Raw genomic sequence first — 15220 nt, forward strand, 5'->3', positions numbered from 1 at the left:
AAGAGAATTCGCTCTTTTTATATTTTAAAATTAAATTTCCTTCCACCAAGCTGATGAAGGATAATTTGTAGATTTAAACGTAATAGATTCGCCAATTTGAGGCGTTGTAATTTTAACACCTAAACGGTTGGCTTCTTTCGTAACACGTTCTATCGGGTCACTCCATTCGTGTAATGCTAACGTAAAAGCACCCCAATGAATCGGAAGAAGTAATTCTCCTTTAACATCAATATGAGCTTGTACCGTTTCTTCAGGCAACATATGAATAGCAGACCACCTCGGATCATATTGCCCGCATTCCATTAATGTAAGATCGAATGGACCGTATTTATCACCAATTTCCTTAAAGTGAGGGGCATAACCGCTATCACCACTAAAGAAAATTTTAGTCTCTTGACCAAGAATAAGCCATGAACACCATAATGAACGATCTCTATCTGTCATACCACGTCCCGAGAAATGCCTTGCAGGCGCACATACTAACTTAATATTATCAAACGTAATTTCGTCCCACCAATTATGCTCACTAATTTTACTAGGCGAAACACCCCATTTAATAAGATATTGTGCAACTCCAGTTGGAACATAAAAGTGCTTTGCGCGATCTTTTAACTGCATAATACTTTTGTAATTCAAATGATCATAGTGATTATGAGAAATGATAATCGCATCAATTTCTTGAAGGTCATCACGTTCTAAAGAAAAAGCACCACTATAGCGTTTACTATTAAACAAAGGAAATGGGGAAGAGGCATCTCCAAACATCGGGTCTAATAACAGTTTTTTACCTTCTATTTTCAAAAGAGAAGCAGAATGGCCAAACCATGTAACACTCTCTAACGGTTCATTATCTTTATTTGATAAAACGATAGGTAAACCCTTTATAGGACGCAGCTTTGATTTTATTTTAAAGTAATCCGTCATTAAACTTATAATATCTTTCGGTTTAAAACTCATATCAGTATGAATTTGATTTGTATATTTCTTATTCATTCGTTCTCCTTTTTACGATTAACAATTTACGTATGTTGTTATTGTAGCTATTTGTAGTTTAAACTATATTATTTTACCTTTCATCTAAAATGCCTTGTATTTCATAAATCCGTCAAATTCATTATTTGTATTTATAAAGTACAAATCGCACAGCAGCAGCTAAGACAAATATTAAGTACATGTAAATTGTTTTTATTTAGTAAATTCCTTCTTATACGCAACGAAGAACGTATGTTTCGTTGTATGTTATAGAAGAAAATATGTCTCTAATAAAAGAAAGGAAGGAGAGGATGTAAGTGCACATAGAGCGAAAAAAGAAATCAAAATGTAAACTATCAAAATCTGAGATAACGCAGCTATATGCAGAGGGGAAAAGCACCTCAGAGATTGCTACACTTGCTAATGTGTCTGCAAGGTATATTCGTATGGTTTTATCAGACAGCAACGTCCCAAGGCGCGCTATAGGGAGTTGGAAGAGAAAGTATGACATAAAAGAAAATTATTTTAAAACTTGGTCAAATAATATGGCTTATATTTTAGGATTTATAGCAGCTGACGGCGTTATACAAAAAGAAAATCAATGCGTCAGTATATCACAAAAAGAAAGTTATATTTTAGAAGATATAAAAAAAGAATTAATCACCAACCAGCCACTTTATCAAAACAAAAAAACAGACGTATATATGCTAAACATTAATAGCAAAACAATAAAAGACGACCTTATGAACATACATGGAATCATGCCATGTAAATCATTAAATATTAAATTTCCATTCGTGCCTGAAGAATATTTACATCATTTTGTTCGTGGATATTTTGATGGGGATGGTTACGTCAAGTATGAAACGTATACAGTAAGCTTTGTAGGAGGATCATATAGCTTTATGAATTCTTTAAATCAGGTACTACAAAATCACAATTTACCAGCCGATTTACTAAATCAAAATAAACATTATCGCGTCATTTTAACCGGGAGAAAATCAATACAACTATTTTCAAATTGGATTTATAAAGACAAAGATATTTATTTGCATAGAAAATATGAAGAATTTCAGAAAGAAAGTCTAAGTCTAGATCAATTAAAAGATCGAAACCTAAAAAGAACCCAATCTGCTGTTAAGCAGAGAAAACAAAATTTCCTTAAGGAATATATGAAAAATAAATGTATCGCTAAAACTTGTTCCATTTTAGAAATAAAGGAACCAACTTTTAAAAGTTGGTTAAAAAATGATAATCAATTTAAAAAAGACTATGAAAGAATTCATTCATTATAAAAATACAAAAAACCTTAGTATATCTATGCTAAGGTTTTTAATTTGAGATTATTAGAGGATACTTATTTTCGTTTATAGAAGTTAGTAAATACATAAATCTTACAATGAATTTACTAGTAAGGGAGGGGTTATGAAGTGTTTACTAATAATATTCCGGAGAATATATTACATACAGCTTATGAAGCTAAAATGATTTTCTCTGGAGATAATTCGCCATCTATAAAAATAAAAGGAACGAAACTTCAATATTTACTTGTAATGCTTCATCTTGGATCAGTAAAGATTTAGTCTTATTGTTTAATGAAAACGATAAATCTTTAAAAGAATACTTTGCCAGCAGCAGATACTCAAAAGAAATTACTTATGAAGAGTTTTTTATCTGGTGGTATCACTTTTTCTATACAAAAGTAACTGAAGAATTAATAAAACAAGGTGTAATTATAACAAGCACAAAAAAAATCAAACGTACATAATCCATCAATAACTTTAAATTAAAGTGCTAATACACTTTTACAAATGTAGCAGCTAAATCGATAAATAATTATTAGTAAATAGAGGATAATCTGAAATCAAAACCTAACATTAAGAAAATGAAATGTTTAAAGGGGAGAAGAGCCTTGCAAAAGAAATTTATCAATCCAGAAACGATGCCACCAACTTTTGGATACTCGCATGTAGTCGAAGTTACAAACGCTAAACGAACAATTTACATATCTGGACAAGTAGCGATTAACACTGACGGTCAAATAGTTGGAATTGACGATTTAGCTACACAAACGCGACAAGTATTCGAAAATATTAAAAGTGCATTGGAAACTTCGGAATTAAAATTTAATGATGTAGTCAAATTAACATTTTTCTTAACAGATATTTCTCAAATGGCCATTGTGAGAAATATTCGAGATCAATACATTGACACTAATAATCCACCAGCAAGTTCAGCTGTAGAAGTTAGAAAGTTAATTAACGATAACTTATTAATTGAAATCGAAGCAATCGCTGTAGCAAACTAGTTATAAAAAAATATTCGTCATCATAATACAATTCGTTTAAAATGAACAGATTAAACGAATTGTATTTTTATTATTTAAAATCTAATTTATATCCGAAAATATTATTATCAATAGCTAATAAAGCGAATAAATACATAACCAATCACGCATTACTAATTCGGTGGAAAAGGGGATCATAATAAACACAACTAAAATTTAGTAAGTTTATTACTTTTTTACAGTTAACATAATATATATTATAGGCAGTTATAGAAACAAAGCGATATCGGGTATCAAAAACCAAGTAAACTATACTTAATGAGACGAAACAGAGATTTTTAGTGAGATTTACACAAAATCTTATCTAAACGAATTTCTACAGTTTTTATCATTTATTTTGCTATAAATCCATCACAGCAAATTCAAATCAATAATCAATTAAGAATTATCGAATCAAAAACATTTTTGATTCGCAAGAAATTTTTTATACAGAAAAATTATTTCTATACAAAATATAAATTATTATATTCATTTTATGTTTTACTTTATGAATTTGTTGCTATTTACACACGTTTTATAACTTTAGATTATTTGTTGTTATTTCTGTTATTTAGGCTTGACTTTCATTACACTCATTGTTTTTTTATTCTAGTTAACATAACGCTTATTTTTAACATAAAAAAATCCTCCTCACCTTCAGGAAGATTTTTTGTTTGCTATTATTTTATTTATATCTTCTAGTAACAATCCCAATTGTAAATGACATTGGAAAAATCTAGATTTAACAAATCTTCCTTACGTATAAAGAAATTAGCAACGCCAGAATCTCCCCACATAATATTTAATGAATCGTCTGTATCGATTTGCAATAATAATATATCATGTTGTTGGTATTTTTCTTCCCATTCTCTCGGATCTGTCTGTGTGAAAAATGGATAACCACCAATTTTATGCCCTTGATCTTTACATAAATCATCATACAGTTCGCCTAATTCTGTATTATTTTCTTCATCAACAATTTCTTCCCAATCAATGTTATCACTAAAAATCATTTCAAATCGATAATCTCTTGGTGTTACTGGTTGATAAGCTAACTCAAAATTCAGTTTTGTTGCTTCAGGTATGATAAAGTCCTCTAATTCTAAGGTGTTTAAATAACTAAAATCAGTAATAACCTTATTTAAATCTTCTATAATTGTAGAATGATAAATAATTCGAAAGTCTTTTTGGATTGTTGGATGATCAAAATCTGCTCCGTAAAGCTCATCATCAGCACTTACGAAAAACTGTAACATTCCCTTTTGAGGCATATATTCAACATGCGGAATTTCTTCAAAGTTTAACTGCGCAAGTAGCATCATAGGTTGTCCGTTTGAGTCTTTAGGATGCTCTTGATCTATAGGTAAATACGGATATCCACCAAACTTACTTTCAAAAAGCGTTGTCTCTGCTTGCGTTCCAGACACTTTAACATACGGTTTCACACTTTCTTCTAAAATACTACGATACTGTTCTAGTTCTTTCGGAATTTGAAGTTGATACGTATTCTTCACTACATTTGCCTCCCTTTAGTAATGAATTGAAAATGCCTAACTTAATTATATAGCAAGCGATAGCTTAATTGAAAATCGTTAAAAATCCATTTTCACCCTCATTTTTTGCGCGCTTGGTGGACAAAGTAAATTATGTTCTAAAACCTTTTTATTAATAGTTCGAATTAAGTCCGCTGCTTCTGCAGTATTTGTATTTTCTTTTAGTTTTTCTTTTAAATCATCAATTTCTTTTGAAAGCTCAATCCACCTAGGTAAAACATGATTATTTGCTAAAGTTCTATAAAGTTGCTTTTCAGGATTGTAAGAAAGATCTTTATCAAGATTAAGAGGTTTCCCTTTACCAGGTAAATTATCAAAAGCTCCTTTCTGTTCTGCTTGTTTAACGATAGAACTAATATGATCCTCATACGTATAAGACCAAACTTTCTCATCTTTTACTAAAATCTCTTGTTTTTTTAGTTTTTTATCTAGTTCTTCTTGATTCATAGATTCTCTCTCCTTTTTATTTTCTAATGTCGTTTTTGTAAATTCTAATGCCCTTAATCCATCGAATAGCTTTTCTCGCCACCATACGCTATCATGTCCGCCTTGAAACTCTTCGTAAGTGGTTTGGCGTTTCTTTTCTTCTAAAGCTTTATATATCCGTCTATTAGCCGTTAAAAGAGGTTCGTTTTCGAGTTCACCTACTGCTATGTAAGAATGTAGATGAGTCGCATTTATATTGATGAAATTTGATTTTCAATCCAAGGAATTGTATTTTCATAATTATCCTTTTTCCAATGTACGGATCCAGACAGTGACAACACATTTCCGAAAATATGTGGATTTTGAAGTGCTGCATAAAAAGCTGCTAAGCCACCAAGACTGAAACCAGCAATTGTTGTATGATTCTTTTCTTGATAAACGTGATACTTAGCTTGAATCCACGGAAGTAATTCCTTCGTTAAAAATGCATTCATTTTATCGTTATAAGTTAGCTCTTCTAATCGATCGACAGGATCTATAGCAACAGCAATACACGATGGGATTTCTTTTTCGTAAATTAAATAATTAAGTGTTTTTGTGATTGAAAGGTCATTAATGAATGAATTCCCATCAAATACAATGAGAAGTTCTTGAAGATGTGAAGTGTGAGAATAATCATGAGGCGTATAAATATGAATTTTGCGTGTGTTATTTAAAATCGAACTATAAAAAGAATATGTTTCAATCTTTCCGGATGGATAATCATTTGAAGGAAAACGACTGCTATATTGCACCTCCATTCCTATGTTTAACACAGACGCTTTATTGGTACCTTCTCCAAATGTATTTCGATTAAATTGGTCTATTTCGTACTGTTCACTACGCTTTATCCAATCATTTTCGAAAACATCGTTTACTGAAAAATAGTACGTTGAAATAAAACTCTTATCCGTCCTAAACGTTACATACCAAATATCTGTCTGTAACAATCGTTGTAATTGATTTACAGACAAATCCCAACCAGGAAAACTACCGAATACATAAACGTTTTCAGTGTTTTGATCCCCTAACCATATATACGTTATAAGCTTATACTGATTATCTGCAGGGCATTGTTCTATTAGTGGCGTGTGATTTGACTTTATTTCATGCAAAAAAGTATAAAGAGCTTTTTTGTTTCCATTCTTTAATTGATTTTTAAGCTTCTCTAACTTAGGACTGATTATTGTAGTCACCTCTCTTCCTCCTTTGTAGTATTCAATATGTAGTTTTTTTCATTAGAATCCCTATATAAAAGTAGTCGTAAGTTATTTGTTTAGCGAAGTTATTTATTAGAAAAATAATCAATTGCCTGAATAGAAAGTTCCAATGATTTTATTCTTCTTTCTAAAAGCGTTCTTTGAGGACTCCCAAGCTTTGACTTAACGTAAATCTTTTCAATTGATGGAAGCAAACCAATTAGAACATTACGAGCTTCTGCTAAATCTTCCTGAGTATAATGATGAGTTTCTTGCTTCCAAACACTTTCTAACATAGCTAAGCCGATACTAGCTGCTTTGAGTCTTTTTTTCACTAAAGTAGTATTTGATCCTTTTTGAGTCATCTGTGATAAGGCATTTTCAAGTTTACTAATTGTTGACTGTAAAGATTTTATTGATTCTACTTTATCTATATTTGATACGTTTTTCATGTTAATGTTATCCCTTCTACGTTGCTAACTTGTTTTGTTTAATGTTCAATGAAATCCTTAAAAGCTTGATTTCACTCGAAATATTTTAACATAAATAACTAACTGTATTCGAGTTGGACAATAACTTAAAGTAAAACAGCTATTCCTCTCTCCTCCCCTGTAGCATTCTATTATATGTACTTCTTTCTTCTTATTAGAATTCCTATATAAACTAGTTGTTAATATTGAATGTTTTATGAACAAAAAAACGTACAAGTAATGTAACCTGTACGTTTTCGCTTTTATTCAGTAAGGTAATAAAGTAATAGCTTCCTGGTCTTCTCATAACTTATGAAATCTCTATACAAAATGGGATAATTCACAATTTCTGTTTCTAGAAAACGATATTGCGGAAACCACTCGAAAAACGATTTTCTTAACCACTTTATTTGTTGAAACGTAATGTTCTGTTCGTTTCCATTTAGTACAGAATTTAAAGTAGCTGCTGTATGCATCCAATAATGATTAAAATCAGCGTTTATACAGTCATCTTCGGTAAATTTACTTTTTAAGTCTCGCTGCAATTTTGCTGTAGCACGATAAGGAAACGGTTTATGAAGTGGACTATGCATTTTCTGCAATTCCTTAAAAATAATTCGTTTTCCTAACTTCAACTTTCTCCTCCTTTATTTCTCTATCCAATTTAATAAGTTTTCATAATGATATTGAGCATCGATATACCCAAGATTATATAGATTAACAAGCTTTTCCTTATTTCTTTCTATTCCGCTTATAGGAAGCTGTACACTTGGCTGAATTACATAAAAATTATCTTTTTGTTCTTCTCGATTCATATAAGATATCGTCTCATTATAAAAACGATAATGGTCTACTAAATTCTCTGCGATTTTCGGATATTTTCTATATAAAATTTTAGCCAGGCCTGAAAATTTATTTCGTTGCTTCTCATATCCTTCTGGCTTTGTCATAATGACAACGTTCTTTTCATAACCATCCTTTTGGGCTTTCAAAACTGGTATAGGGTCTATAATCCCTCCATCTAATAATTTTCGATTATTATATTCTACAGCAGGTGCTATAAACGGCACAGAGCTAGATGCACGAATGATTTTTAAAATATCATTTCCGTGTTCTGCTTTATTATAATAAATGGCTTGTCCTGATTCGCAATCAGTCGTCCCTATAACAAACTGTTCATTACAGTTTAAGAAAGTTTGAAAATCAAATGGTACAATTTTATTAGGTACTTCATCAAATAAAAAATCCATTCCGAATAATTCACGTTTTCGAATTAAGTTTCGATAAGATATATACCTGTAATTTGATACTAGCTCTGTATTTACTTTCTTATTTCTACCTTTTTGACGTGACAAATAGGTTGCTCCCATACAGGCTCCAGCTGATACGCCGACTACATACGGAAAGAATAAGTTCTTTTCCATGAAATATTCGAGTACACCTGCAGTATATAAACCCTTCATTCCTCCACCCTCTAATACTAAACCAATATTCTTCATGCTATATCCCTCTGCTTCTTTTTTCTTAATTTCATATTAGCATAAGATTTTAAGATGAGGTTTTATAAACTAATTACAACAATAACCAGAAACTACTAAAGTAATGTCATAATATCTTTGTGAGTAACATGTTACAATATAAGTAATTCATTCCACATATATTAAAGGAGGAATTTAATATGGGTTTATTTAGCGGTATTTTAGGAAATGCATCAAATACGAGTTCTGAAAGTGTAGAACGTGATTTAGAGAAGATTATGCTAGACGATGAAAAAGTAGAGCATGCTTATAAATTAATTCGTGATCTAATCGTATTTACAAATCGTCGTCTTATTTTAGTAGATAAACAAGGAGTAACTGGCAAAAAAACAGAATACCATTCTATTCCTTATAAAAGTATTACACAATATAGCATCGAAACGGCTGGGCATTTTGATTTAGATGCAGAACTTAAAATTTGGGTGTCTAGTATGGAGGATCCAATTACGAAAGAATTTAAAGGTGACGATAGTATTTTAAGCATTCAAAAAGCGTTAGTAACCTTTACGACCAAGTAGTGATTTTTGTATTTTTATTCATTTTTAAAATTACTAACTCGAGTATTTTGGAAGAACATACATTATTTTTGTATATTTAATCTAAAATAACATAAAAAGGTAAAGCGTATTTTATATGCTTTACCTTTCTTTTTTTGTAATAAATAAGTGTAGTTTCATCATTTAATTTCTTTATAACTTCTGTTCTTTTATACTCCATCTTTTCATACAAAAAACAATTTTTCTCTTCTTCTAAAATAGTAGCAAGTTCCCAGCTCGTTGCTTCAGGAAACATTTCCTCAATTAATGTAAGTACCTTTTGGGCAATTCCTTTTCCTTGATAACTCGGGGTGAATAAACATTGGACTGATCCAAAATTTAGAGGGTGTTTCTTTTTGTGAAATGCATATCGCTCCAACAAGATTGCTTCAGGAAACATTTCCTCAATTAATGTAAGTACCTTTTGGGCAATTCCTTTTCCTTGATAACTCGGGTGAATAAACATTGGACTGATCCAAAATTTAGAGGGTGTTTCTTTTTGTGAAATGCATATCGCTCCAACAAGATTCATTGCCACTATTATTTTATAGAAGCCACCGTCTACATGATTTATTCTACAAATAGTTTTTTCGATAGTTTCATTTGCTGGATTTGTTTCATAGTCTTTATATTTATGTAATAAAGGGCTAAATGAGTCTATTTGCATTTGAAATATAACTTCTGCATCACTTTCTGTCGCCTTCTCTAATGTAATCTCCATGTTACCAATTAAGTCGCTTTCTTAACGAGGTAATATGAGCGGTATGATGACGACCATGCCATGCGTATAGTCCTATTGCAACAGCAAGTTTTGTTTCACCAGTTTCAGGATGGTTAAATGTCTTTTCTAAATCTTCAATTTCTAGAGAATATAAAAGGTTAACCCATCTTTTATGTAATGAATCTAGCATTACTAGTGAAACATCTACCGGTAATTTTGAATCGGGTAACTCTGCCCACTTCTCTTCTTTATACGGCTTAATAGTTGGATTCTTTTCTGTCAGTGCTAATTTAAAGCGTATGTAGCTATTCATATGGCTATCAACAACGTGATGAACAACTTGACGGACAGTCCACCCTCCAACGCGATATGGTGTATCTAACTGCTTCTGATCTAAATCTTTAATTGCCTTTGTTAGTTCATGAGATAAATCTTCAATTTCTTGAATCCATGTATCAATCATTTCTTCAGTTATAGGACGTTTGTATGTAAAATGGCCAATTGGATAACGTAAATCATTCATGAATAAGTCCTCCTTATTATAAGCGCGAAGTATTTCTCCAAATATAGTGTACAAACTTCACATGTTCTCCATTTAATTCTACAGATGTTATATCTGATTCGTTTTGATAAGAAGAAAATCCGCTTTTTTCTAGTACAATTTGTGATGCGAGATTATTAGTAGTTGTTTTAGCATGAACTTCAGTAATTTCATTATTTTTCGCTACATCTAAAATTAATTTTACGGCTGCTGTAGCAACTCCTTTTTTAGTAAATTTTTCTCCGACCCGATACCCTAGAGAACTAATTCGAGTTTCCGTATCTATATCTACTAAATTAATTCGCCCTACAATTTCTTTTTCTTCATTACGAATTAAATAAAAATAAGAATCTCCATCTGCTTGTTCTATTAATAAATCGTCTAGTAGTTTTTGGAAATATTCAAATTCAAAATATTTTGAGCCACGATTTGGTACCATTGTTTCAAAAAAAGATTTATTCGTAAGTTCAAACGTAAATAAATCCTTAGCATCTTGTTTCTTTAGTTGCTCTATGTATATTTCCATCCCGTATTCTCCTTCTAGATTTACTAACTGTTATACATTCTTTTTTAATCAATTATATTCCTGCTATTACTTTCGATTAAGTAATACAGATAGTAGCACTTTCGGATGAAAAAGATGAAATGGACTACGAATTAAATTCATCACTCGTACTAACCGAATATAAACATCAGAATTACTTGCGGATAGTCGATATATTTGTTTCGTATACCATAGCTGAAATTTTTGTTTTGTAGTTAATTCTCTCTTTAGTTGCGGATGACGTGATATTTCCGTTGTTGTCATATCCCATGGGGTTTCTATTATATTAGCTGCCTTTTTATAAAATTGTTGTGTAAATGTTTTATCAAGTTGTTTTCTACCTTGCAGAAGTAATTGCAACTGGTGAGCCTCCATAGCAGCAACTGATACGCCTTGGCCGAAAACGGGATCAAAACGACATTGCGCATCTCCAACAACTAATAAGCCTTCTGGTACATTATTCACTAAATCAAATCGCCGGCGTACTTGATAGGGAATTTTGTATGTCTTTATATCAGTAATTCCCTCAGCCTTGTTTAGGAAGTCTGTAACATTAGAAATTGATAGGTTTTCAGCAAAATCATAAAACTCATCATCTGTTTGTGGTGCTTTCTCGTTTGCGTATCCACTGAAAGTAACAAAATAACGATTATCTTCTATCGTTTGAATAAGAACGCCATAAGGGTTATCAGGGAAACTCGGAGACATTAGCACATTGCAACAGTCTAACTCCTCATTTTCTTTAAGTTTGAACATTTTCGTTGCATAAAATAAATCAATACGAACTTTCTCTTCTTGTACTTCAATTTCGTATTCTCGTAACCACTCTATACTTTTTGAGCCAAATCCACTCGCATCAACTACAAGATCTGCATGAACTTCTTCTTGTATGTCTGTCTCTAAATATTTAACTTTTACTCCACACACTTTGTTAAGCTTTTCATCTACCAATAACCCTTTAACCAATGTTTCATATTTAATAGTAATATTTGAAATTTGGTGTATTCGTTTTTGAATATGCCATTCTAGTAAAGGACGACTTTGTTGAATCATATGTACTTCCCCTATGAACGGTTGTTTCCATAGACCGAATTGATGCCATTTCAAATCACGTGTAAAGTTGTTTATAATACTACCCCCTTCTATTAATTCATTCGTAATAGTAGGAAACAATTCTTCAATTGCTTTTTCTCCACCTTTTAATAACACGTGAGGATGATTACTTTGTGGAACTCTTTTTCTTGAAGCTTTTCCATCCCATTTTTCACCGACTTCTAAAATGATTACTTCTTTAAAAAAAGTTGATAATGCTTTTGCTGCAAACTTTCCTGCCATACTTCCACCAATAACGATAGCCTTATTAAACATATTTTCCCCCTTAATAAAAAGAGATCCTGCCTTGTATGAATGAAACAGGATCTTAAACTAATTAACTTCTTTATCATTATACTTAAAATACATCAGTAAATTGCAACGTTAAAATTAAAATACCTAATCCCCATACGTAATACGCGAATACTTTTAAGGAGTGACGTTTTAAATATTGAATCATCCATGAAACGGCTATGTATCCAAAAAACGCTGCTGATAACGTTCCGACAATTAAAGATGTACTAGAAATAGATTCTGCTTTCCCTTGAAAAACGTCTACAAATTGCAAAATGATAGCTCCAACAATGGCTGGTGTCGACAGTAAAAAAGAAAAGTAAGCAGCAGTTTCACGGTCTAATTTTCTCCATAATGCAGCGACAATTGTCATTCCAGAACGAGAAATGGCTGGAAAAATAGCAGCCGCTTGAAATGACCCGATAATTAGTGCGTCTTTATATGTTATGTCATCCATTTTTTTACGACCATTTTTTTGTTTATCTGCCATGTAGAGAAAGAATCCAGTCACTAAAAACTCCCAACCGATCGTGATTCCTGTTTTTGAAATATCTTCAAAGAAGTCTTTAAACAATAAACCAATAACAACTGCAGGTATCGTCCCAACAATAAGTAATAACATGAGCTTTGAAAATGGGTTTTTAATTAAATATATAAATTCTTTTTTGTAATAAATAAACACTGCAAGTAAAGTCCCAATATGCAACATCGTATCTAAAAATAAGCCTGCTTCATCTAATTGAAATAAATGTCTTCCTAAATAAAGATGTCCGGTACTACTGATTGGTAAAAATTCTGTTAAACCTTGAATTATACCTAATATGAAAGCTTCTAACCAATTCATGATGGTCTCCTTTCTCTTTTGCTTGTACCAATATATGAGGGTTAAATTTTCGATATGAAAAAAACTATATTTCTCTATGAATTTACTTTTCTTTTATGGATATATATGTAAAGAGAATTAAGGAGGGTTATTATGTGGAAGCACACAAAATTCGGTAATGTATTACTTTGGATGGGCCCTATCCTTGTATTTTTAGGACTATGTATGACAAATGTTATTTCAGATATTCCTTTCTTTGAGGGAAAACATAAAACGCTTGGTATTGTACTTATATTTATAGGGATATTCTGTTTTATTGTGGCTAATCATTTGAAAAAAGGAGAAAGATATGAAGAATAAATCTAAATAAAAAACAATCCTGGCATATTAGCTAGGATTGTTTTTTATTAATGTTGATTATTTGTAGAATACTTTATCAACGTTATATTTCGCTTTGTATTCATTAATGATATATGTTTCGTAAATTTCTCTTTCTGTTGGATCTTCTACGATACATGCATCAATGCGGTATACTTCATCACGGTGATTTTTAATTGGTGAAACATTATCTTCAAAATGCTTCTTAATACGTTGTCTAATTTTACGAGCTTTACCTACGAAAAGTAGTTCGTCATTAATATTGTAAAACATAAAAATGCCGCCTTTATCTCTAGGGAACAAGTGGAAATCAATAAATCCATTAATTGGAGTAATGATTGGCTCGTCTCCTTTAATAACTTGTTTACGTTCAGTAATTGTAACATCAACTTCAGGGATACTAATTTTAATCAAGTTCATTCACGTCCTCTTTTATTATAAAGATAAATAATAGCATACATATGTAAGAAAAGCTACGTTCATAGGTATATTTCATTTTATAATTCAAATATTATAGGTGTATCATGTAAACTCTTCTTCCAAATCATATGATCACTTGATTCTCCCCAATAATCTTTCAGTACATAACTAGGCTCTCCAAACTTCTTTGTCCATATACTTTGCGCTTTTCTGTATCCACTATCTAAACAGAATTCTGTTATTCCTCTGCTAAGTAACGTAAGAAACATTGTATGTAGCAGTAAACTCCCGATACCCTTTCTTTGATACTCTGGAAGTATAAATACAGTTCCTATTTCATACAAATCCTTAAGTACACCACCTGTACAACTATTAATCAATGTACTCGCTGGACCAACTTCAATTGTTCCAATGATTTTATTGTTATTTGTATCAATTGCTAATAAAAAGTAACGTTTTTCTCCATTACTATCAAAATCTGTTTTCAAATATTGCTTTTTCATGTTAATTTCATTTTCTATGTCATCCAATAGTTGTGATAATCCTTCATTTTTGTATGTATTCGTAATAACGATACGGAAAAATAAATATAGTTCATCTACATCATTCAAATTCGGTCTTCTAACTGCAACGTTAGTCATGAATACATTCTCCAATCTTCATTATGCCATTGTCAATACAACACTTTACATAATCTATTCATCATTATTCTGCAAAAACCTGCATAAATCCAGCAATATAGAAAGCTCAGTATAAATATTAATAAAATAATTTTTATGTCCATAGTTGTATGAACAGTAGGACCAAGTACCGGAAAACGGAAAACATCGAGAACGATCATAATCCCTATAAGTAGACAAGTCGCAGAAAAGGAAACAATCCAAATTCTCCTCTTAAATTTTAAAAAGGCTAGTCCTAAGGCTAGACCTAATAAGCCTGTAGTAAAAGGAAAGATAATTAGTTCACTTGGCTCAATAATAAATAATAGAAAAATAGTAAGAATATAAGAAAGTATTCCCTCACGAATAGAATAGAAAATAGCAAAAAAAATCGGTAATGTCGAAAATGGACTAATGAGCAAACCTATACCAGGAACTAAGTTACCCGCTGCTTGAAACATGGTGGCTAATGCACTCATCAAAGCTGTAAGTACTAACTTATTCGCAAGGGACAATTTTCTTTTATGAACAAAGCTTATATCATGCTCTATCATCAGTTGATACCAATAACGTACAAACCGATTCATTAAAATCCCCCCTAAAGACACCTCATTCATTACTTTCTATATTATTCGTACACATACGGTTTATGAGTTACTTTCTGCAAGTTAATAGATGCTCATACATTG

General features: G+C 31.4%; 17 protein-coding genes and 4 pseudogenes. 6 read left to right on the forward strand and 15 right to left on the reverse strand.

What is annotated here, in order from left to right; translation table 11 throughout:
• Positions 1 to 30: 30 nt before the first annotated feature.
• The gene (locus tag AC1Q8M_RS09675) at positions 31 to 993 is read right to left on the reverse strand and encodes an MBL fold metallo-hydrolase (RefSeq protein ID WP_086421835.1); all 963 of its coding nucleotides are present in this window, start codon (positions 991 to 993) and stop codon (positions 31 to 33) included.
• 296 nt (positions 994 to 1289) lie between these two features.
• On the opposite strand from AC1Q8M_RS09675, the gene AC1Q8M_RS09680 reads away from it, so the two are divergent.
• From AC1Q8M_RS09680 to AC1Q8M_RS09695, 4 genes and pseudogenes are all read left to right on the forward strand, one after another.
• On the forward strand, positions 1290 to 2267 hold the full coding sequence (locus tag AC1Q8M_RS09680) for an LAGLIDADG family homing endonuclease (RefSeq protein ID WP_098361084.1): 978 nt from the start codon (positions 1290 to 1292) through the stop codon (positions 2265 to 2267).
• 135 nt (positions 2268 to 2402) lie between these two features.
• On the forward strand, positions 2403 to 2555 hold the full coding sequence (locus AC1Q8M_RS09685; RefSeq protein WP_002005131.1) for a hypothetical protein: 153 nt from the start codon (positions 2403 to 2405) through the stop codon (positions 2553 to 2555).
• Positions 2540 to 2751: pseudogene (locus tag AC1Q8M_RS09690) on the forward strand (hypothetical protein); the annotation flags it as partial. The gene AC1Q8M_RS09685 and the pseudogene AC1Q8M_RS09690, both read left to right, overlap by 16 nt.
• Positions 2752 to 2884: 133 nt before the next feature.
• Positions 2885 to 3280: a RidA family protein gene (locus tag AC1Q8M_RS09695; protein ID WP_001169714.1), complete on the forward strand. Its 396-nt coding sequence runs from the start codon at positions 2885 to 2887 to the stop codon at positions 3278 to 3280.
• 716 nt (positions 3281 to 3996) lie between these two features.
• Here AC1Q8M_RS09695 and AC1Q8M_RS09700 read toward each other — a convergent pair.
• The 5 genes and pseudogenes from AC1Q8M_RS09700 to AC1Q8M_RS09720 form a co-directional block, all read right to left on the reverse strand.
• Positions 3997 to 4812, reverse strand: a complete 816-nt coding sequence (locus AC1Q8M_RS09700; RefSeq protein WP_098365709.1) for a YwqG family protein — start codon at positions 4810 to 4812, stop codon at positions 3997 to 3999.
• Positions 4813 to 4890: 78 nt separating this feature from the next.
• A pseudogene (locus tag AC1Q8M_RS09705) lies at positions 4891 to 6512 on the reverse strand (DnaJ family domain-containing protein).
• A gap of 89 nt (positions 6513 to 6601) precedes the next feature.
• Positions 6602 to 6967 (reverse strand): hypothetical protein, encoded by a 366-nt coding sequence (locus AC1Q8M_RS09710; RefSeq protein WP_000800305.1) that lies wholly within the window; start codon positions 6965 to 6967, stop codon positions 6602 to 6604.
• A gap of 281 nt (positions 6968 to 7248) precedes the next feature.
• Positions 7249 to 7620, reverse strand: coding sequence for a YxiJ-like family protein (locus AC1Q8M_RS09715; protein WP_000765936.1), 372 nt, complete (start codon positions 7618 to 7620; stop codon positions 7249 to 7251).
• Between the two features lie 12 nt (positions 7621 to 7632).
• Positions 7633 to 8484, reverse strand: coding sequence for a patatin-like phospholipase family protein (locus AC1Q8M_RS09720; RefSeq protein ID WP_098361080.1), 852 nt, complete (start codon positions 8482 to 8484; stop codon positions 7633 to 7635).
• 179 nt (positions 8485 to 8663) lie between these two features.
• On the opposite strand from AC1Q8M_RS09720, the gene AC1Q8M_RS09725 reads away from it, so the two are divergent.
• Positions 8664 to 9041 (forward strand): PH domain-containing protein, encoded by a 378-nt coding sequence (locus tag AC1Q8M_RS09725; protein ID WP_000522472.1) that lies wholly within the window; start codon positions 8664 to 8666, stop codon positions 9039 to 9041.
• A gap of 76 nt (positions 9042 to 9117) precedes the next feature.
• Here the strand turns inward: AC1Q8M_RS09725 and AC1Q8M_RS09730 are convergent.
• The 6 genes and pseudogenes from AC1Q8M_RS09730 to AC1Q8M_RS09755 all read right to left on the reverse strand — a co-directional run.
• Positions 9118 to 9448: pseudogene (locus tag AC1Q8M_RS09730) on the reverse strand (GNAT family N-acetyltransferase); the annotation flags it as partial.
• A pseudogene (locus tag AC1Q8M_RS09735) lies at positions 9445 to 9780 on the reverse strand (GNAT family N-acetyltransferase); the annotation flags it as partial. The pseudogenes AC1Q8M_RS09735 and AC1Q8M_RS09730, both read right to left, overlap by 4 nt.
• 1 nt (position 9781) lies before the next feature.
• The gene (locus AC1Q8M_RS09740; RefSeq protein WP_098855359.1) at positions 9782 to 10303 is read right to left on the reverse strand and encodes a YfiT family bacillithiol transferase; all 522 of its coding nucleotides are present in this window, start codon (positions 10301 to 10303) and stop codon (positions 9782 to 9784) included.
• A gap of 16 nt (positions 10304 to 10319) precedes the next feature.
• Positions 10320 to 10847: a GNAT family N-acetyltransferase gene (locus AC1Q8M_RS09745; protein ID WP_000409243.1), complete on the reverse strand. Its 528-nt coding sequence runs from the start codon at positions 10845 to 10847 to the stop codon at positions 10320 to 10322.
• A 66-nt stretch (positions 10848 to 10913) separates the two neighbouring features.
• Positions 10914 to 12233, reverse strand: coding sequence for an FAD-dependent monooxygenase (locus tag AC1Q8M_RS09750; RefSeq protein WP_492334142.1), 1320 nt, complete (start codon positions 12231 to 12233; stop codon positions 10914 to 10916).
• 82 nt (positions 12234 to 12315) lie between these two features.
• A complete protein-coding gene (locus tag AC1Q8M_RS09755) occupies positions 12316 to 13095 on the reverse strand; it encodes an undecaprenyl-diphosphate phosphatase (protein WP_001104274.1) in 780 nt (259 codons plus the stop codon).
• A gap of 132 nt (positions 13096 to 13227) precedes the next feature.
• Here AC1Q8M_RS09755 and AC1Q8M_RS09760 point away from each other — a divergent pair, with 132 nt between their 5' ends.
• Positions 13228 to 13434 carry a hypothetical protein gene (locus AC1Q8M_RS09760; protein ID WP_000265470.1) on the forward strand — a complete coding sequence of 69 codons (207 nt, stop codon included), beginning with the start codon at positions 13228 to 13230 and terminating at the stop codon, positions 13432 to 13434.
• Positions 13435 to 13491: 57 nt separating this feature from the next.
• Here AC1Q8M_RS09760 and AC1Q8M_RS09765 read toward each other — a convergent pair whose 3' ends face one another.
• The 3 genes from AC1Q8M_RS09765 to AC1Q8M_RS09775 all read right to left on the reverse strand — a co-directional run bounded on the left by AC1Q8M_RS09765 (position 13492) and on the right by AC1Q8M_RS09775 (position 15118).
• Positions 13492 to 13872: a nucleotide excision repair endonuclease gene (locus AC1Q8M_RS09765; RefSeq protein ID WP_001048947.1), complete on the reverse strand. Its 381-nt coding sequence runs from the start codon at positions 13870 to 13872 to the stop codon at positions 13492 to 13494.
• A 77-nt stretch (positions 13873 to 13949) separates the two neighbouring features.
• Positions 13950 to 14513 (reverse strand): GNAT family N-acetyltransferase, encoded by a 564-nt coding sequence (locus AC1Q8M_RS09770; RefSeq protein WP_000185959.1) that lies wholly within the window; start codon positions 14511 to 14513, stop codon positions 13950 to 13952.
• Positions 14514 to 14545: 32 nt separating this feature from the next.
• Positions 14546 to 15118: a hypothetical protein gene (locus AC1Q8M_RS09775; RefSeq protein ID WP_001079228.1), complete on the reverse strand. Its 573-nt coding sequence runs from the start codon at positions 15116 to 15118 to the stop codon at positions 14546 to 14548.
• Positions 15119 to 15220 lie beyond the last annotated feature (102 nt).

This window comes from Bacillus sp. GW823-FHT06A10, from assembly GCF_058795375.1.